Annotated in this window: 17 protein-coding genes; 5 read left to right on the top strand and 12 right to left on the bottom strand. The window is 59.7% G+C overall.

All coding sequences use genetic code 11. From position 1 onward, the window contains the following. Positions 1-33 precede the first annotated feature (33 nt). The 3 genes from P2081_RS06685 to P2081_RS06675 all read right to left on the bottom strand — a co-directional run bounded on the left by P2081_RS06685 (position 34) and on the right by P2081_RS06675 (position 2368). Complete coding sequence (locus tag P2081_RS06685; protein ID WP_278922098.1) at positions 34-237, bottom strand: hypothetical protein; 204 nt, start codon at positions 235-237, stop codon at positions 34-36. A 191-nt stretch (positions 238-428) separates the two neighbouring features. Further along, on the bottom strand, positions 429-1616 hold the full coding sequence (gene rlmN, locus P2081_RS06680) for a dual-specificity RNA methyltransferase RlmN (RefSeq protein ID WP_278922097.1): 1188 nt from the start codon (positions 1614-1616) through the stop codon (positions 429-431). A gap of 218 nt (positions 1617-1834) precedes the next feature. Next, entirely contained in the window at positions 1835-2368 is a 534-nt protein-coding gene (locus P2081_RS06675; RefSeq protein ID WP_278922096.1) for an invasion associated locus B family protein, read from the bottom strand. 171 nt (positions 2369-2539) lie between these two features. Here P2081_RS06675 and P2081_RS06670 point away from each other — a divergent pair, with 171 nt between their 5' ends. Continuing rightward, the gene (locus P2081_RS06670; protein ID WP_278922095.1) at positions 2540-3538 is read left to right on the top strand and encodes an asparaginase; all 999 of its coding nucleotides are present in this window, start codon (positions 2540-2542) and stop codon (positions 3536-3538) included. Positions 3539-3627: 89 nt separating this feature from the next. Here the strand turns inward: P2081_RS06670 and P2081_RS06665 are convergent, their stop codons facing one another. From P2081_RS06665 to P2081_RS06650, 4 genes are all read right to left on the bottom strand, one after another. Then, complete coding sequence (locus tag P2081_RS06665) at positions 3628-3942, bottom strand: YciI family protein (protein ID WP_278922094.1); 315 nt, start codon at positions 3940-3942, stop codon at positions 3628-3630. Positions 3943-4156: 214 nt separating this feature from the next. Continuing rightward, positions 4157-4915: a TSUP family transporter gene (locus P2081_RS06660; protein WP_278922093.1), complete on the bottom strand. Its 759-nt coding sequence runs from the start codon at positions 4913-4915 to the stop codon at positions 4157-4159. Positions 4916-4920: 5 nt separating this feature from the next. After that, the gene (serB, locus tag P2081_RS06655; protein ID WP_278922092.1) at positions 4921-5796 is read right to left on the bottom strand and encodes a phosphoserine phosphatase SerB; all 876 of its coding nucleotides are present in this window, start codon (positions 5794-5796) and stop codon (positions 4921-4923) included. 92 nt (positions 5797-5888) lie between these two features. Then, the gene (locus tag P2081_RS06650) at positions 5889-6932 is read right to left on the bottom strand and encodes an AI-2E family transporter (protein WP_278922091.1); all 1044 of its coding nucleotides are present in this window, start codon (positions 6930-6932) and stop codon (positions 5889-5891) included. A 255-nt stretch (positions 6933-7187) separates the two neighbouring features. Here P2081_RS06650 and P2081_RS06645 point away from each other — a divergent pair, with 255 nt between their 5' ends. Further along, on the top strand, positions 7188-8333 hold the full coding sequence (locus tag P2081_RS06645; protein ID WP_278922090.1) for a phosphoserine transaminase: 1146 nt from the start codon (positions 7188-7190) through the stop codon (positions 8331-8333). 156 nt (positions 8334-8489) lie between these two features. Continuing rightward, a complete protein-coding gene (gene serA, locus P2081_RS06640; protein ID WP_278922089.1) occupies positions 8490-10085 on the top strand; it encodes a phosphoglycerate dehydrogenase in 1596 nt (531 codons plus the stop codon). Between the two features lie 65 nt (positions 10086-10150). On the opposite strand, the gene P2081_RS06635 is transcribed toward serA, so the two are convergent. Beyond that, on the bottom strand, positions 10151-11899 hold the full coding sequence (locus P2081_RS06635) for a hypothetical protein (RefSeq protein ID WP_278922088.1): 1749 nt from the start codon (positions 11897-11899) through the stop codon (positions 10151-10153). A 156-nt stretch (positions 11900-12055) separates the two neighbouring features. Here P2081_RS06635 and P2081_RS06630 point away from each other — a divergent pair, with 156 nt between their 5' ends. Continuing rightward, entirely contained in the window at positions 12056-12787 is a 732-nt protein-coding gene (locus P2081_RS06630; protein WP_278922087.1) for a metallophosphoesterase family protein, read from the top strand. A gap of 312 nt (positions 12788-13099) precedes the next feature. On the opposite strand, the gene tdh is transcribed toward P2081_RS06630, so the two are convergent. The 3 genes from tdh to P2081_RS06615 form a co-directional block, all read right to left on the bottom strand. Continuing rightward, positions 13100-14125, bottom strand: a complete 1026-nt coding sequence (gene tdh / locus P2081_RS06625) for an L-threonine 3-dehydrogenase (protein ID WP_278922345.1) — start codon at positions 14123-14125, stop codon at positions 13100-13102. A gap of 23 nt (positions 14126-14148) precedes the next feature. Next, positions 14149-15336, bottom strand: a complete 1188-nt coding sequence (locus P2081_RS06620) for a glycine C-acetyltransferase (RefSeq protein ID WP_278922086.1) — start codon at positions 15334-15336, stop codon at positions 14149-14151. A 280-nt stretch (positions 15337-15616) separates the two neighbouring features. After that, positions 15617-16183 (bottom strand): helix-turn-helix domain-containing protein, encoded by a 567-nt coding sequence (locus P2081_RS06615; protein WP_278922085.1) that lies wholly within the window; start codon positions 16181-16183, stop codon positions 15617-15619. A gap of 124 nt (positions 16184-16307) precedes the next feature. Between P2081_RS06615 and P2081_RS06610 the strand changes: the two genes are divergently transcribed. Further along, positions 16308-17483, top strand: coding sequence for an acetyl-CoA C-acyltransferase family protein (locus P2081_RS06610; RefSeq protein WP_278922084.1), 1176 nt, complete (start codon positions 16308-16310; stop codon positions 17481-17483). 109 nt (positions 17484-17592) lie between these two features. On the opposite strand, the gene ubiB is transcribed toward P2081_RS06610, so the two are convergent. Next, on the bottom strand, positions 17593-19122 hold the full coding sequence (gene ubiB / locus P2081_RS06605; protein WP_278922083.1) for a 2-polyprenylphenol 6-hydroxylase: 1530 nt from the start codon (positions 19120-19122) through the stop codon (positions 17593-17595).

Raw genomic sequence — 19122 nt, 5'->3', positions numbered from 1 at the left:
GCCCCAATAGGGGCCAGACAGTTTTGCGCGGGTTCAGGCGATGTCGGGGGGCAGCACACCAATTTCGGTGCCTTTGGGCAGGCGGGTCAGGATCTGGTCGCCTGCCACACGTTTGATGGCATAGCCATAGCCGCGCAGGCGGAACTGCCATTCACGTGGGCTCAGCGCTTTTTCGCGTTCTTCGCGGATCAGTTCCAGCAGGTTTTTGTCCAGCGGGGATGGGGGTGCTTGGGTCATGCTCAGTCCTCATAGACTTGTTTAATTGTTTCTGAGGTTGAGATTGTTGGCGCGCTGTGGCCGGATTATATCCAGTTTGAGGAGATTTTGTGGCGGCGTCGCGCTGATGCGCCAAAGACACGCACAGCAAAACGCCGCAAAGCGTTGGCTTGGCGGCGTTTCGGTAGATCAGGGATTTGCAGCGGCGCAGATCAGGATTTCATTCCCGCCTCTGCCTCGATCTGCTTGCGGCTTTTGCGGGCGCGTTCGGTGGCTGATTTCAACTGGCCGCAGGCCGCCATGATGTCTTCGCCACGCGGTTTGCGGATTGGCGAGGCATAGCCGGCATCATGGATGATATCGGCAAAGGCGTGGATTCGATTGCCCGAGGACCGTTTGTAGGGCGCGCCGGGCCATTCGTTGAAGGGGATCAGGTTGATCTTGGCCGGGATGCCTTCGATCAGTTTGACCAGACGATGGGCATCTTCCTTGCTGTCGTTCACATGATCCAGCATCACATATTCAAAGGTGATGCGTTCGGAATTGGCCAGGCGCGGATAGGCGCGCAGGGATTCCAGCAGGGCCTCGATGTTCCAGCGTTTGTTGATCGGCACCAGTTTATCGCGGACCTCATCGGTGGTGGCATGGAAAGACACCGCCAGCAGGCAGCCGATTTCTTCGGCTGTACGGGCGATTTCCGGCACCACGCCGGATGTCGACAGGGTGATGCGGCGACGGCTAAGCTGGATACCTTCGGGATCCATGGCGATTTTCATCGCGTCGCGCACATTTTCGAAATTATACAAGGGCTCGCCCATGCCCATCAGCACGATGTTTGACAGCAGGCGTGCCTCATCGGTGTTGCGGGTGCCGGGTACGGGCCATTCGTCCAGATCGTCGCGCGCCATCATTACCTGGCCGATGATTTCAGCTGCGGTCAGGTTGCGGACCAGTTTCTGGGTGCCGGTATGGCAGAAGGAACAGGTCAGGGTGCAGCCGACCTGGCTGGAAATGCACAGCGTGCCGCGGCTGTCTTCCGGGATATAGACCACCTCGACCTCGTGACCGCCGGCGATGCGCACCAGATATTTGCGGGTGCCGTCCTCGGAAACCTGTTTGCTGATCACCTCGGGGATGCTGATCTCAAAATGCTGTTGCAGATCGGCGCGCAGGGATTTCGACAGGTTTGTCATCTCGGCAAAGTCGCGTTTGCCCCATTGGTAAATCCACTGCCAGATCTGGCCGACGCGCATTTTCGCCTGCTTTTCCGGGGTGCCGATGTCGATCAGTGCCTGGCGCATCTGGTCACGGGTCATGCCCACCAGATTGGCCTTGCCGCCCTCGGGCAGCTTGCGGGGCAGGGTCAGAACGTCTTGGGTGATCGGCGCGTTGGCAGTCATGGCAGCTCGACTCTAGGTTTGGAGGGTGAATGCGGGTCTATATAGGAGATCGGCAAAAGATCAAAAGATTCCTTCGCAGACCGGCTATGCAGAGGCCCAATTGATATTGGTCCGTTTTGTACGGACCACCATAGTAGGGCGGGGTGCAAATGCAAAACCCCGGCCAGTGGCCAGGGTGCAGGGCAGGTCCGCTTGGCAAGACCGCTGGGAATGGGTGATCAGCTGCCGCAGCGTTTTTCTGCATCCTCGACTGCAGCGGTAAAGCCCAGCAGGGAAAAGGCGTCTTTGGTCTGGGTGCCACGCGCAGAACGTGCAGTCAGCACCGCGTCGGCGCCGCGCTTCATTGCGGTGATGATCTTGGCATCATCCGCTGCGGTTGCAGGCCAGGCCCATTCGCCTTCGGTAAAGAGTTCAAATTCGCTGTCGCCGATGGTCATGTTGACGGTCGAGCCGGGCGCGAAGGGATAGCCGCCGGTGAAGGTTACCTGACCCTTGCCGTTATTGTCGGGCCGATAGAACACAAAGAGCTGGATTGCGCTGCGGCGCACGGCAACAACGCGGCCATCGCGGGTGTTGACGCTTTCCTTGGGGGCTGAAACGCCCCAACATTCTTTGGGGCTGTCGCCCTGAAAGACGCTCCAGTCCACATTGGCGCCGACGCGATTGTCGGTTGTGGTCTGCTGCGCGGTTGCAGATGTGGCCATAGCGGCCAGACACAGGCCCGCGACTATACGGGCGAGTTTCGATGCCATTTGTCCCGACTCCAAGACTGTCTCTACCTCAATTACGATGAGAGCAAGCGGCGTTTAAACCGCCGTCTGTACCAGATGCTCTCGCTTGCCATACACAAGCACACTAACGTAACAAGCGCTACGGGCGAAAGTGCGTTTGGCAGGAATTCGCCAAGAAAAGAGGCTGAAACAATGACGAAACCAGTTCCAATGGCTGAAATTTGGCGTGGGTCTCTGTTGGAGAGCCTGCATCTAGGGCATGCGGTGATCTGTGATGACAGTGGCCAGATTGTGCGCAGCTGGGGCGACCCGGAAGCGGTGATCTATCCGCGCAGCTCTTCCAAGATGATCCAGGCACTGCCCTTGATTACCTCGGGTGCGGCGGCAAAATACGGGTTGAGCACAGAGCAGCTGGCGCTGGCCTGTGCCTCGCATAACGGGGCGCATATTCATACCGACCGGGTGAACAGCTGGCTGTCGCAGTTGGGGCTGGGTGACGATGACTTCCGCTGTGGCCCCCAGGAGCCCGCCGACCGACCCGCCCGCGACGAACTGATCAAGAATGACGCCAGCCCCTGCCAGGTGCATAACAACTGTTCCGGCAAGCACGCTGGCTTTTTGACCTTGAACCAACACCTGGGTGCCGGGCCAGACTATGTCGAGGTCGATCACCCGGTGCAGCAGGCCTGCCTGACGGCATTTGAAGAGGTGACGGGCATGTCCAGCCCCGGTTACGGCATTGATGGCTGTTCGGCGCCGAATTTTGCCACCACGGTGCATGGGCTGGCGCGGGCGATGTCCTGGTTTGCCTCGGCTGCGGATCGCTCTGATCGTGCCTCGGATGCGGCGGCGCAGCTGGTTTCGGCGATGGTGACACATCCGGATCTGGTGGCGGGTGAAACCCGCGCCTGCACCAATCTGATGCGCGCCATGGGGGGCAAAGTGGCGGTGAAAACCGGGGCCGAGGCGGTGTTTATTGCCATCATTCCAGAACAGAAGCTGGGCGTTGCGGTCAAAATCGTTGATGGCGCCACCCGTGCCAGCGAATGCGCCATCGCCGCGATTCTGGTGGGGCTGGGCGTACTAGAGGCTGATCACCCCGAGACCCGCAAATACCTTGATGCGCCGCTGCTGAACCGACGTGGCATCGACTGTGGATCTTTGCGGCCCAGCGCCGAGCTGCGGTTCTAAGCGCCTCTAGAATTTGCTTACATGCAAAGGCCTGCTCTGAAGATCTGGGGCAGGCCTTTGCATTGTGTACCTGTGGTCCCAGGCTGAGGCTACATTTCGATCAGTGGCGCAACCTCAACCGAGCCGGTGCCATCGGCCACCAGGGGGCAGCCCCTGGCCATGGCGCAGGCGGCGGCCTGGTCGGCGGCTTCAACCACGGAATAGCCCGAGATCGGATTGGCTCCGCCGTCTTCTGTCGTGCCAGTGCTGGCGACGGTATGTGACTTGCCGACCGGGTTTCCCGGAACCACCAGGGCCGCGCCAAGGTCGTCCATCCATGCGCGCCAGGCTGCCATCGCCGCAGCACCTGCTTCGGCGGTTTCGGGAGTATTGCCGCCGTGATAGGCGAATATGAACTGTGGCATTTTCTGTCCTCCTTGGGGGCTGGTGTATCGTGGGTGCTTTGGACCTGTGCTTGGCACGGTTGCCGCAGGCAATTGGTCAGCGCGGGGCGATCCATCGCTGCTGCCGATCACCCGGCAGTGTGTCGCCATAGTTAGTGATAATGGCGATTTTGGGAAGGGCAGCCCGGCCATGGAGGGATTTTGTGCTGAATCCCCTTCCGCTGGGTGTGCGAGGTCAGAGCATGTCCCAGATCAGCTTCGCGGCCAGCGACAGCGAGGTTAGTACCAGAAGCGGTTTGATCATGGCAGCCCCTTTGGACTGCGCCAGGGTGGCCCCAGCCTGGGCGCCTGCGATCTGCGCCAGCCCCATGCACAGCCCGGTGATCCACCAGGGCGTCGCCACAACCGCAAAGGCACAAAGAGCCCCGGCGTTGGAGGCGAGGTTGAGCAATTTGGTATGGGCGGTGGCCTTGAGCACGCCGTAGCCTGCCAGCGACACAAAGGCGAGCATATAGAAACTGCCCGCCCCTGGCCCCAACAGTCCATCATAGGCACCACAGAGCGGCACCATGGTGGCGGCAAAGAGACCCGCGCCCATGCGCCGGGCGCGGTCCAGATCGCCCAGCCCTTTTTTGCAGGCAAAGAACAGCGCGATCCCGATCAGCAGCACCGGCAGGATCATTCGAATCCACCCGGTGGGCAGAATGGTGATCAGCAGCGCGCCGGCAATCGAGGCGGCAAAGGCAATAAGGGCAGAGCCCGCCTGGTCTCGCAGGTTCACATGGCCGCCCTTGGCGTAGGCTCGTGCCGCAGTGGCTGCGCCAAAGAGACCCTGAATTTTGTTGGTGGCCAGTGCCGTGACCGGGTTCGCCCCAGCCAAGAGCAGCACTGGCACGGTGATCAAACCGCCGCCACCTGCCACCGCGTCAATAAACCCGGCGGCAAACCCTGCCGCCATGAGAAGCAGCAGGGTCTCGATCCCGACCTCAAGCATATGTGCTATCCTTTGAAATCGTCGCGGGCATAGCCCTGCAGATACAAGAGCGCCGTCAGGTCGCCGTGGTTGACGCGGATCTGGCACTGCGCCGCCACCGAAGGTTTGGCATGCAGCGCAACGCCGGACCCGGCCCGCGTCAACATGCCCAGATCATTGGCACCATCGCCTACCGCAATCACCTCTGCTTCGGTGATGGAGAGCTTTTTGGTAATCTGCTCCAGGGCTTCCACCTTGGCCTGGCGTCCCAGGATCGGGCGACCTGCCTCCCCTGTAAGCTTGCCTTCGGCCACAAGCAGCGTATTGGCGCGGTTTTCATCAAAGCCCAGCTCTGTCGCGATGCGGGTGGTAAAGGCAGTGAACCCGCCAGAGACCAGCGCCGCATAGGCGCCATTGGCTTTCATCGTGGCAAGCAGCTGCCGACCGCCCGGCATCAGGCTGATGCGGTTGTCCAGAACCTGCGTAATCACCGTTTCAGGCAGCCCCTTGAGCAGGGCAACCCGTTCAGTCAGGGCTCCGTCAAAATCCAGCTCACCGTTCATGGCGCGGGCGGTGATTTCCTTGACGCGGGTGCCGACGCCTGCCTCTTCGGCCAGTTCGTCGATGCATTCCTGTTCGATCATGGTTGAATCCATATCGGCCAGCAGCATCTTTTTACGGCGGTTGGCGGCGGGCTGAAGGATCAGATCAATCCCAAGCGCCTGGAGGTCCTCCCAGACGTGCCACTGGTTGTCGGGCACTGTGTCCAGTGCAAATTCCGCCGCGATATCGGGTGCCAGCCACTGGGCGCTACCGCCGCCCCAGGCATTGCGCAGTGAGTCCAGCAAGGTGGCATCAAGACAGGGCGTGGCAGGATTGCAAAGCAGCGTGACGATATACATGAGAGAGTTCCATCTGGGCCTTCGGTTGCGGTGTCATAGCGTCCAGAACCCGGATGAGCCAGTCCCGAAGCGGTTTGGCTGTAAACCTGCGCTCAGAGGTCGCCCTTTTCTGACATCATCACGGCGATCCAGCGGGCGTTGGGGATCTCGGCCAGGATGATCATGACCATCGCCGTAAGGGGAACCGCCAGGATCGCGCCGGTCATGCCCCAAAGGGCGCTCCAGATGGCCAGTGCCAGCAGCACGGTAAAGGGGCTGAGATTGACAGAACGCCCCAGGAATTTGGGCTCGACATAATAGGCAACAATCAGCTGCGGGATCATCAGCAGCACCAGCACCACACCTGCATGGCTGAAAGAGGTGAACTGGATCAGGCTCATGGTGACGGGAAAAACCACCGCAATGACCGACCCGATATAGGGAATGTAGTTGAGCAACCCGATGAGGATGGCCCAAAAGGCCGGATGGGCGATGCCCAGCAGTTTCAAGATCGCATAGGAGACCAGCGCCAGGATCAGGTTGACCAGTGTCTTGGCTGCCAGATAGCTGCCGATCTTGTCGTTGATCTTGCGGGTGAGCGCCATGGTGTGCTCTGCCTGCATGTTATTGCCCAGGGCGCGGCGCGTCTTGTCCGGCAGGGCGTCAAGTTCGGCCAGTAGAAACACTGCATAGAGCGTGGCAGCGACAATCACCGAACCGCCATTGCTGATGGTCGCCAGCGCGGTGGGCATCAGCGTTGTCGCATCGACCATATCAAGCAGATATTCCCCCAGACTGCCCCAGTTCTGTTCTTGTTTGATGCCCAATGCGGTAAGGAACTTGCTCTGCAGCGCATCAAAATTCTCTGCATAGAGCGGCAAGGCAGTCGAAAGCGTGGTGGCGCTGGCGGTGATAAATGAGGCTAGAACCAAAAAACTCAGGGTGAAAATCACCAGGGCCAGTAAGCGGCGGAACCGTCTCGGCAGGCGGCCAATCAGGGGCACGGGCATCAGCGCATCGGCGGCGGTGGTCAGGATATAGACCGCAATGATGGCAACCAGCACGGGCAGCAGGATGGCCTGCCCCGCCACCAAGAGCCAGCCCAGCATCAGGATGAGAGCAAGAGAATAGGTGACCTGTGCCAATCTGCTTGTCATTTTCCGCCTCGAATCGTTCGTGCCAGGATGGGGATTTCAGAGTCCTGAAAAGGCCAGGCCTTGCGGCATCTGGACCGCAAAGCTGATGAGACTTTGGTAAGGAAGTTTCCGAAAGGCGTCAAAGCCTGTCGCAAAAAATGCCTAAAGCGGCGTCTCCTGGCGATATATAGGTTGCACTGACCCGTTTTGCCCCCTAGCTCTAGCGGCGGGACACCCTTCCCCAACGAAGGGCAGATATCTGTAAGGATAGCATTTATGGCTACTCAGCAACCGGCGACGCGGCCGGGTAATCCGCGTTTTTCTTCCGGCCCCTGTGCCAAACCCCCTACATTTGAACTGTCCAAACTGGCCGACGCCCCCCTGGGTCGCAGCCACCGCGCTAGCGTTGGCAAGGCCAAGCTGAAGTCGGCCATCGAAGGCACCCGCGAAATCCTGGGCATCCCCGCTGACTATCGTATCGGCATCGTTCCCGCGTCTGACACTGGCGCGGTTGAAATGGCCCTGTGGTCGCTATTGGGCGAACGCAAGGTTGAGATGCTGGCCTGGGAAAGCTTTGGCGCTGGCTGGGTCACCGATGTGGTGAAGCAGCTGAAGATCGACGCCGAAGTGAAAACCGCCGACTACGGTCAGATCGTTGATCTGGCCTCTGTCGATTGCACCAACGATGTGGTCTTTACCTGGAATGGCACCACCGCTGGCGTGCGGGTTCCCAACGCCGACTGGATTGCCGATGACCGCGCCGGTCTGACCATCTGCGACGCAACCAGCGCCGCCTTTGCGATGGATCTGCCCTGGGACAAACTGGATGTGACCACCTTCTCCTGGCAGAAGGTTCTGGGCGGTGAAGCGGCCCATGGGGTGATTGTTCTGTCGCCCCGCGCTGTGGAACGGCTGGAAAGCTACACCCCGGCCTGGCCCCTGCCAAAAATCTTTCGCATGACCAAAGGCGGCAAGCTGATCGAGGGTATCTTTACCGGTGCCACCATCAACACGCCGTCGATGCTGGCGGTCGAGGATTACCTCTTTGCGCTGGACTGGGCCCGTTCGGTGGGTGGCCTGACAGGCATGATCGCCCGCGCTGATGCCAATGCGCAGGCCGTGTTTGATTTCTGCGACGCCAACCCCTGGATTGCCAATCTGGCCGAAGACGCGGCGACGCGCTCCAACACCTCGGTCTGTCTGAAGTTCACCGATGACCGCATTCAGGATGGCGCTGCCTTTGCCAAGGCCGTGGCCAAACGTCTGGAAGCGGAGAACATCGCGCTGGACATCGGCGCCTATCGTGATGCGCCTGCCGGTCTGCGGATCTGGTGTGGTGGCACGGTGGAAACCGCCGACATCCAGGCCATGCTGCCTTGGCTTGCCTGGGCCTTTGAGGCCGAGATCGCCGCACAAGGCTAAAGTGTTTTTGCCCGGCCGATAGGCCGGGCAGCGCCCAACCGCCCCGTTTTGCCGAAGGCAAACCTTTGGTTTGACGGGCGGGCGCTTTGCCCCCTCCCTCTGTCGGTCGCTGCCCTAGCGCAGGTCCGGCCCCCGATATTCAAAGGACCTCCAAAAATGGCTCCCAAGGTACTTATCTCCGACAAACTCTCCGAAGCGGCTGTTCAGATCTTTCGGGATCGCGGCATCGACGTGGATTTTCAGCCCGATCTGGGCAAAGACAAGGACAAGCTGGCCGAAGTGATCGGTCAGTATGATGGTCTTGCCATCCGTTCGGCCACCAAGGTGACGGAAAAGATCCTCGCCAATGCGCCCAACCTCAAGGTCATCGGCCGCGCAGGCATCGGCACCGACAACATCGACAAGGAAGCCGCGTCGAAAAAAGGTGTGATCGTGATGAACACGCCTTTTGGCAACATGATCACTACCGCCGAACATGCCATCGCCATGATGTTTGCCGTGGCGCGCCAGATCCCCGAGGCCTCTGCCTCGACCCATGCCGGCAAATGGGAAAAGTCCAAATTCATGGGCACCGAGCTGACCAATAAAACCCTGGGCGTTATTGGCGCCGGCAATATCGGTGGCATCGTTTGTGACCGCGCCCGTGGGCTGAAGATGAAGGTCGTTGCCTATGACCCCTTCCTGGGTCAGGAAAAAGCCGACAAGATGGGCGTTGAAAAGGTAGAGCTGGACGACCTGCTGGAACGCGCCGATTTCATCACCCTGCACGTGCCCTTTACCGATGCCACCGCCAATATCCTGAGCCGTGAAAACCTGTCCAAGACCAAGAAAGGCGTGCGCATCATCAACTGTGCCCGTGGTGGTCTGGTGGACGAAGAGGCCCTGGCCGAGGCGCTGAAATCTGGCCATGTTGCCGGTGCCGCCTTTGATGTGTTCTCTGAAGAGCCCGCCAAGGAAAATGCCCTGTTCAAACTGCCCAACGTGGTCTGCACGCCGCATCTGGGGGCCGCCACCTCTGAAGCGCAGGAAAACGTCGCCCTGCAGGTGGCTGAACAGATGTCGAACTATCTGCTGACCGGTGCGGTGGAAAATGCGCTGAACATGCCCAGCGTAACGGCCGAAGAGGCCAAGGTCATGGGCCCCTGGATCAAACTGGCTGAACATCTTGGCTCTTTTGTGGGGCAGATGACGGATGAGCCCATCAAGGCTATCAACATTCTCTATGATGGTGTTGCTGCGGATATGAACCTGGAGGCGCTGAATTGTGCGGTGGTTGCGGGCATCATGAAAAAGGTGAACCCGGATGTGAACATGGTCTCGGCCCCTGTTGTGGCCAAGGAACGTGGCATTCAGATCTCGACCACCAACCAGGACAAAACCGGAGCCTTTGATGGCTACATCAAGGTGACAGCAGTAACCGATAAGCGCGAGCGCTCGGTTGCGGGTACAGTGTTCTCGGATGGCAAGCCACGTTTCATCCAGATCAAGGGTATCAATATCGACGCCGAGGTGGGCGCACATATGCTCTACACCACCAACAACGACGTGCCCGGCATCATCGGCACCCTGGGTCAGACCATGGGTGAGCATGGCGTCAACATTGCCAACTTTACCCTGGGCCGTGCCGAAGCCGGTGGTGAGGCCATTGCGCTGCTTTACGTGGACGACGTCGTCCCCGCCGAAGCCCGCGCCAAACTGGCCGAAAGCGATCTGTTCAACCAGATCAAACCGCTGACCTTTGATGTCGCCTGATCAAGGCTAACGCGAAAAAAGAAAGCCGCCGGAAGGACCCCCCGGCGGCTTTTTCATGTCTGTTGTTATTCCCGCCGAATAACCCCAGCAATCGCCGCCGCGCCCAGGGCGGTGACGATCCAGCCAAACACGGTGAAAAGCCAGCGCATCCACCACAGGGTCCAACCCCAAGGCCCCCGCGTGGTTGAGGGCGCCCAGGCGGCCTCTTGCCCGATGTTGACGATGGGAACTACTACGTCAAATCCATAGGCGAGCGGATAGAATGTCTCATAATCCCGCCCCTTGCCGTGTTTGTCAGACCACTTACGGGCCGGATTTGAAACCGTTTCATCCTCTGCCAGAGTTTGCCACTCTGTGGTGGATAAAATGACATCGGAATTCGGCGCAAAATCCCCGCGCTGCCAGGCCATGTGTGACAGGCCAGCAGCGAGCAGTACCAAGACAACCAAAGCCCAAAGGCTATTGAAAGGCTTGTAGCCATAGCCAACCAGTTTGTTCAGCCCATAACTTTTGGCCTTTAACCACCAAATGCGTAGCTTGTCCTTGGCATTGAACCACTGCAAATCCAGCCGCAATCCCGCCCGCGCCAGTTCCAACTGCGCGTCCGATGGCCGATTGGGGTGATCCTTGGCGGCATCAAGGCAAATGCGCTGGAAACGATCAACTAGCTGTTTACGTTGATCACTCGCTTCGCTCTCAACATAGATATCCCTGTTTTTCTGGTTCGAGGATTTCAAGAATCGTCTTAGTGCCCAGCGTTCTGCACGCCGTTTTTCTATCTCATGCCATTCACTGCGCCGGTGCCGAACTTCGCCTTCCACCAGTACTGCGCGCGCGTCACGGTCATGCCCCATGTCGCGCAGCACCTTGGCCAGTTGCGTGTAGGGTTGCGGCGAGAATTCACCATTGCCCGTATCGCCCTTACCCAGCCATTCTAGCCGTTTTGCTGTATCGCCGGGATTGGTGATATGGGTATAGGTCAGGCCAACAAGGGATAGGTCGTTGACCCTCTCCCAGCTTTCAGGGTCATCGACTAAGCTGTCAAAATGCGCGCCAGTCAGGTCGAGCCCACCGGAAATTTCCGTGACATCACTCCAGAAAAAATACGCAGCCTGTGTGTCTTGTAGCCGAAGGGCTGCACCCTTTTCGGTATGAAACCGTCCTCCCACACAGGCAAGCTGTCCAGTGATTTTTGCGCCGGCAAAGTCCACGCGGCCCTTGGCCAAGAATCCTTCGATGAGAAAGACATTGCCCGTGACCTGCGCACCTTGTGCGTTGAGGGCGTCGCCCTCGGTCACCTCTATCTGCCCTCCCGTGCAGTTGAGCTGCCCGCCGATTTTTGCGCTGTTGAAGGCAACGCGGCCTTTGGCCGAGAATCCCTCGCGTAGAAAGACATTGCCAACAATCACAGCACCCTGGGCGGTTAATCCCTGTTGCAGGGCGCTGCCTTGCAGGCTCAGCGTGTTGAAGTGGCAGTACTGCGCATAGATATTTTGTTCAAAATAGCAGTGGTCTAAATTAGTGGTGCCTTTTGCGCGGGCATAATCAAGGTCCAGCACCTCCGGCACATAGGCCCCCGCCAGCTGCACGCCCAGATCATGCACCACGCAGCCGTCACCGCCGCCGGTGATCAGGTAGCGCAGCAGGTCGGCGTGGATCGTACGGGCATCGCTGGGGGCTGTGGGCCGAGTGCCGTCACTTAACACGCAGCCCGTGCCAGTCAGGCAGCCATCAATCAACTTCTCCTCAGCCGAGGTCAGCTCTCCAGCCGCGCGCGCCGCCTCAATATCCGCCCATGTCCGAATGTTGCGCATGAAATCCCCTTAACCAATGGTTGCAAGCCTAGGATCTGCATCGCGGCGAGGCAAGCGCGCCTCTGTGGGGACTCCTATGGCTTTGCCTGACCTCTGCCCTTGTGATGTGCGGCGGCTTGGGTCATCAATTGCGCAACTGAGCCAAGGAGATGCCCCATGACCCAACCGATCTACGCAATTGGTGATATCCACGGCCAACGCGATATGCTGGAGACCGCCCTGGCGCGGATCGTGGCAGACGGCGGGCCGGACGCACGGGTGGTGTTTCTGGGGGATTATGTTGATCGCGGGCCAGATTCGCATGGCGTGATTGATATTCTGGCGCAGGGCATGGCCGCTGGACGCAACTGGGTCTGCCTGCTGGGCAATCATGACCGGATGTTTTCAATGTTCCTCGAGGACTACCCGCGCACTGATGACCGTTTGTTGGTCGGCTACGACTGGCTGCATGCGCGCATCGGCGGGGAAGAGACGCTAGGGTCTTATGGGGTTGAGGTCGGCGAACGCCGCCGGATCCATGAGGTGCATGCCGAGGCGCGGCAGGCTGTTCCGGATCACCACCGCGCCTTTCTGGCGGCACTGCCAGATTACCACCAAGAGGGTGAACTATTGTGCGTTCATGCCGGCATTCGCCCCGGCGTGGCGCTGCAAGAACAGATCCAGAATGACAAGATCTGGATCCGGCAGGAATTTCTGGAATATCAGGGGGCGCACCCCTGGCTTGTAGTGCATGGCCACACCCAGGTGGCCGCCCCCGAACATCACGGCAATCGGGTTAATCTGGATTCAGGTGCCGGATTTGGTCGTCAGCTGACAGCGGCGGTTTTTGAAGGCCGCAAGTCCTGGGTGCTGGAGGAGGCGGGGCGCAGGCCGTTGCTGGCAGAGTAACGAGGCAAAGCCCCGGAATGTGCTGCATGTGAACTTTTTGATAACGAAAACCCGGTTAGGTTGAACCAGTGATCGGCGACCTGGTGGCAGCCTGAACGGTTAAGAAGTTACAGAGGTCCTGTGCTGCCGTGGTAACAAGTGGCGATATGGCTGCAAGGCTTTGATTTATTGTACGGTCGCTGATCACTACTGATTGTGTTGCCCCTGTCGCGTTCGCGTCTTTGCATGTAGTTGGCGCGCTTTGGTTGATCTTGCATGTATTCGTTGCGCAAAACCGGTGCTCGCTTTTGCGCAACATGCTCTCGTTTCGGTTTAGCACCAGTCCAGCACCACCTTGCCGCTGTTGCCTGATTTCATCGCGGCAAACCCCTTGGCAAAGTCTTCAACCCCAAACCGATGGGTGATGACCGCGCTGACATCCAGCCCGTTTTGCAACATGGCAATCATCTTGTACCAGGTTTCAAAAATTTCACGGCCATAGACCCCTTTCAGGGTGATCGCCTTAAAGACAATCCGGCTCCAGTCGACGGGGGATTTGCCCGGCGGAATCCCCAAGAGCGCGATACGGCCCCCCATCACCAGGGCTTCGATCATCTGATCCAGCGCGGCCTGGTTGCCAGACATTTCCAGCCCGACGTCAAAACCCTGGCGCATGCCAAGTTCGGCAATTACATCGTTCAGGTCTTCCGTCGCGACATTCACGGGCCGCACATTTGCGACCTTGGCAGCCAGCGCCAGTCGACCGGGGTTTACATCGGTGATGGCCACATGGCGGGCACCAGCGTGGCGCGCCACGGCTGCCGCCATGATACCGATCGGGCCTGCGCCGGTGATCAATACGTCCTCGCCCACCAGATCAAAGCTGAGCGCGGTATGCACTGCATTGCCAAGCGGGTCGAGAATGGCACCGATGTCATCCGGGATGTCATCCGGCAGCGGCACCACGTTAAAGGCCGGCAGGGCCAGATACTGGGCAAAGGCTCCCTGTTCGTTGACGCCGATGCCACGGGTTTCGGGGTCCAGATGGAACTTGCCGGCCCGGCTCTGGCGGGAGTGTTTGCCAATCAGATGCCCCTCGCCGCTGCAGCGCTGGCCAATCTCCAGATCGGTGACATTGCGGCCAAGTTCGACGATTTCGCCGGCAAATTCATGGCCGGTGATCAGTGGTACGGGCACGGTTTTCTGCGCCCAGGCATCCCAGTTCCAGATATGGACATCGGTGCCGCAGATACCGGTTTTGTTCACCTTGATCAGCACCTCATCGGGGCCGATTTCCGGCACCGGTGCCTGCACCTTCCACAGGCCTTCTTCGGGCCGGGATTTTTCTAGCGCGATCATGGTGTTCGGCTTGGCCCAAACTGTCATGAGATCACCCCTAATGCGCGACCTACCTTGCCAAAGGCAGCGAGGGCACGCTCCAGTTCCGGGCGTGTTAGGGCGGCACTCATCTGTGTACGGATGCGGGCCTGCCCGCGTGGCACCACCGGAAAGAAAAAGCCCGAGACAAAGACGCCTTCATCAAACAGGCGCGCGGCCATGTCCTGCGCCAGTTGCGCCTCGCCCAACATCACCGGCACAATGGGGTGTTCGCCCGGCAGCAGATCAAACCCCAGATCGGTCAGACCTGCGCGCCAGAACTTTGTGTTTTCAAATAGCTGTGTGCGCAGATCTGCGCCTTCCTCGACAAGGCGAATGGCCTCGATCCCGGCAGCAACGATAGAGGGCGGCAGCGAATTGGAGAACAAATAGGGCCGCGCCCGCTGCCGCAGCAGGTCGATCACTGGCTGCGGCCCGGCGATATAACCGCCAATGGCCCCCCCAAGTGCTTTGCCCAATGTCCCGGTGAGGATATCCACATCCACCCCCGCATGATCCGGCGTGCCAGCGCCATTTGGCCCCATGAACCCGGTGGCGTGGCAGTCATCCACCATCACCACGGCGTCATATTTATCCGCCAGGGCGCGGATTTCCGGCAGCTTGGCCAGATAGCCATCCATCGAGAATACCCCGTCGGTTGCAATCATGATATGACGCGCGCCATCTGCGCGGGCCTGTTTCAGCCAGGCCTCCAGGTCGTTCATGTCGCTGTTGAGGTAGCGATAGCGTTTCGCCTTGCACAGGCGCACCCCGTCGATGATCGACGCATGGTTTAGACTGTCAGAGATAATTGCATCTTCTGGCCCCAAGAGCGGTTCGAACAAGCCACCGTTGGCATCAAAGCAGGCGGCAAACAGAATGGCGTCATCCTTGTTCAGGAATTTTGCCAGGCGTTGCTCCAGCTCACGGTGGATATCCTGGGTGCCGCAGATAAAGCGGACCGAGGCCATGCCAAAGCCCTTGTCATCCATCACCCCACGCGCGGCGGCAATCAGATCGGGGTGATCGGCCAGCCCCAGGTAGTTGTTGGCACAGAGGTTGATCACCTGACGGTCACCCACCGTGATTTCGCCCCCCTGTGGGGAGGTGATCATTCGTTCCCGCTTGTACAGGCCGTCGGCCTCAATCTGGGCCAGCGTTTCAGAGATATCGTTCAGAAATGCAGTGCTCATAGCGGGAAACTCCTTATCCATGGAATTGCATCTACCATAACGGATTTGATTCCCAAATAGAAGATTTCACTATCTCGGAAAAAAATCCGTGAAGATGGATTTTTCATGGAGAGAACCGCCCCCACCATGGCGCGGGCGCATTGCAATACAGGGCCTGACAGTCCGCACCAAGGTGGAGTTGCTGCGCTATATTGCAAAGGATCTGGCGGGTGGGTTTCAAATCACCCGGCCGCCGATGTCTCACGGGACGATTAGAAAACCGTCCTGTCAGGATTTGAAATCAGGCATCTTTCACAATCAGAAATACCCGCGCGGGCCCATCAGGGGCGGTGATTGCATGGGGCACATCGCCTGCGTAACGGGCGGTATCGCCTGCGTGCAAATGGTCTGACGCGCTGCCAGAGGTCACTGTGATTTCACCTTCCAGCACGGTCAGCTGTTCTAGTGCGCCACGGGTGTGTGGGGCACTGTTGAGGGCGCCACCCTTGTCAAAGCGGATGTCATAGACCTCATGCCCGCCGGCCTCTTCCGGGGGGGACAGGATGCGAATGCGGCAGCCTTCCCCGATGTTTTCGATCTTCGGAACATCGACAGCGCGCAGCACCTCGATCCGGTCTTGCATGTCGCCGGCTTCCAATAGGCCGGCAAAATCCACCTGCAGGGCGCGGGTCAGATTCCACAGTGTGGCAATGGTTGGGCTGCTTTCGCCACGTTCGATCTGGCTGACCATCGAGCGGCTGACGCCGGAGAGATTGGCCACCGCCTCAAGCGAAAGCCCCTTGGCGCGGCGGGCCTCTTTCAGGCGGGCAGGCAGCAGGGTCAGGATATCGTCTGTATGTTCCGTCATAACAGATGTCCTGCGGGGTCTGCGCTCTTTTGTCAATGACGGGACGTTCACAGATCAAGGGGGCAGACAGGGCGATGCTGCGGCTGCATAATGGGCGCAACAGACCTTTGAGGAGAAAAAAACCATGACTGATATTGTCATCCTGGATGGTGCCCGCACCGCAATTGGCACCTTTGGCGGGGCGCTGGCCAATACGGCCCCTATTGATCTGGCTGCGGCTGTATCCAAAACAGCGATGCAGCGCTCTGGCGTCGACCCCGCGCAGATTGGCCATGTGGTCTTTGGTCATGTGATCAATACCGAACCACGCGATATGTATCTGAGTCGCGTTGCCGCGATGCAGGCCGGCGTGCCCCATGGCACCCCGGCGATGAATGTGAATCGTCTGTGTGGATCGGGCGCGCAGGCGCTGGTTTCCGGCATTCAATCGCTGATGCTGAAGGATGCGGAATTCGCCTTGGCCGGGGGGGCGGAAAACATGTCGCGCAGCCCCTTTATCATGCAGCAGCAGCGCTGGGGCGCCAAGATGGGTGATGTCAAATCGCTTGATATGATGCTGGGCGCGCTGAACTGTCCCTTTGGCACCGGCCACATGGGGGTGACGGCAGAAAACGTTGCAGATGAGCATGACATCACCCGCGAACAGATGGATGAATTTGCCCTCGCCAGCCAGACCCGCGCGGCGGCCGCAATCGCTGCGGGCCATTTCAACAGCCAGATCACGCCGATCGAGGTCAAGGTCAAGCGCGACATGGTGCCCTTTGAGGTGGACGAGCACCCCAAGGCAACCTCGCTTGAGGCGCTGGCGGGGCTACGGGCGGTGTTCCAAAAAGACGGACGCGTCACGGCCGGCAATGCCAGCGGCATCAACGATGGCGCCGCGGCGCTGGTGTTGGCACGGGCTGAGGCGGCCGAAAAGGCCGGTCTGAAACCCAAGGCACGGATTCTGGGCTATGCCCATGCCGGGGTGCGCCCAGAGGTTATGGGCATTGGCCCGGTTCCGGCGGTGCAGAATCTGCTGGCCAAGACCGGCCTGAAGGCGGGCGATTTCGATGTTGTCGAGAGCAACGAGGCCTTTGCCTCGCAGGCGCTGGCGGTGAACAAGGAGCTGGGGCTGGATCCGGCAAAGGTGAACCCCAATGGCGGCGCCATTGCGTTGGGCCATCCTGTTGGCGCCACTGGCGCAATCATCACCTTGAAAGCGCTATATGAACTGGAGCGCACTGGTGGGTCGAAGGCTTTGATCACCATGTGTATTGGTGGCGGTCAGGGGATTGCCCTGGCGATCGAGCGTCTTTGAAAATGAGAGGTGGTAGGGGGGCCTTGCCCCTCTGGCCCTTTGGGCCATTCACCCCAAGGTATTTTGGGTAAGATGAAGGGGGCGCGGCGATTGCGGCGCCCTTTCTTGTTCAGCTTATTAGCTGGTTGACGAGGAGGGTGAGCAGGATCCCAGCGGTCGCGCCAACTGCGGCAGGAGTGTGCCAGGTGCGGTTCTTTTTATCGCCGCCGGGTTCCTGGGATTGGGCAATGAGGGCCTGTTCCATCAGGGCAGGCAGGCGGGGGCCAAACCGGGCCATGACCCTGGCGGTTTTCATCAGGTCAGAGGCCATGGCGCGCGGGCCGATGCTCTTTTTGATGTAGTCTTCGACCACCGGTTGCGCGACTTCCCAGATGTTGATCTTGGGGTCGAGAGAGCGGGCGACGCCTTCTACCACCACCATGGTGCGCTGGAGCAGGATGAGTTCAGTGCGTGTTTCCATGCCAAAGCGTTCGGTGACCTCGAACAGGTAATTCAGCAGGCTGCCCATGGAGATATGGCTGGCGTCCATGCCAAAGATGGGTTCCCCGACCGCGCGGATGGCGCGGGCGAATTCATCCACATCGCGGTTTGCCGGGACATAGCCTGCTTCGAAATGGACCTCGGCGACGCGTTGGTAATCGCGTTTGATAAAGCCAAAGAGGATCTCGGCGTAGACCCGGCGGGTGTATTCGTCGATATGCCCCATGATGCCAAAATCATAGGCGATGATATTGCCGTTGGCGGCGACCTTGAGGTTGCCCTGATGCATATCAGCATGGAAGAAGCCATCACGCAGCGCGTGTTGCAGGAACAGGGTGAGCACCCGTTTGGCCAGGGCCTGGCGATCATGGTCGGCTGCATCCAGGGCGGCATTGTCGCCAAGTGCGGTGCCATCGGCCCAGTCCAGCGTCATCACCCGGCGCGCCGAGGCTTCCCAGCGGATGCGCGGCAATTGAAAGCCTTCGTCCTCGGCGGTATTGGCGGCAAATTCCGAGGCGGCGGCGCTTTCGAGGCGTAGGTCTAGCTCTCCCTGTACGACGCCGGCAAAATGTTCGATCACATCCATCGGGCGCAGGCGGCGTGCGCCGGGGGCAAAGAGATCGACGATGCGGGCGGCAAAGTAAAAGGCGTCGACATCCCTGTTGAAGGCACGTTCGATGCCGGGGCGCAACACCTTGACCGCGACATTTTCGCCGGTCTCTGTCAGGCGGGCGCGATGGACCTGGGCGATCGAAGCTGCGGCGATGGGTTCGCTGAATTCCGAGAAGATCTCGGCCAGGGGGCGGCCCAGTGCGCTCTCTACCTCGGCCATGGCGGCAGCGCGGGAAAAGGGGGGCAGTTGATCCTGCAGCACGCGCAGCTGTTGTGCCAGATCGTCGCCAACCACGTCGGGGCGGGTCGAGAGCACCTGGCCGAATTTGATATAGGCGGGCCCCAGCGCGGTGAGCGCACGGGTGGCGGGCGGCATTGAGGGATCGCCCTTGTAGCCGAGCCATTTGAAGGGCCAGCCCAGGGTGCGCGCCAGGATGCGCAGCGGTTTGGGGGCCTCAAAGGCGTCAAGTACCAGATTCATTGCACCGGTGCGCTCGAAGGTGGCACCGGTGCGGATCAGGCGGATAATGTTGTGTGGGCCGCGCAT

Origin of the sequence: Pseudophaeobacter profundi, from assembly GCF_029697505.1 — a bacterium.
In the GTDB taxonomy this organism is placed as follows: domain Bacteria; phylum Pseudomonadota; class Alphaproteobacteria; order Rhodobacterales; family Rhodobacteraceae; genus Pseudophaeobacter; species Pseudophaeobacter profundi.
The sequence above is the reverse complement of the archived record's forward strand: the minus strand, read 5'-3'. Positions and strand labels throughout refer to the sequence as shown.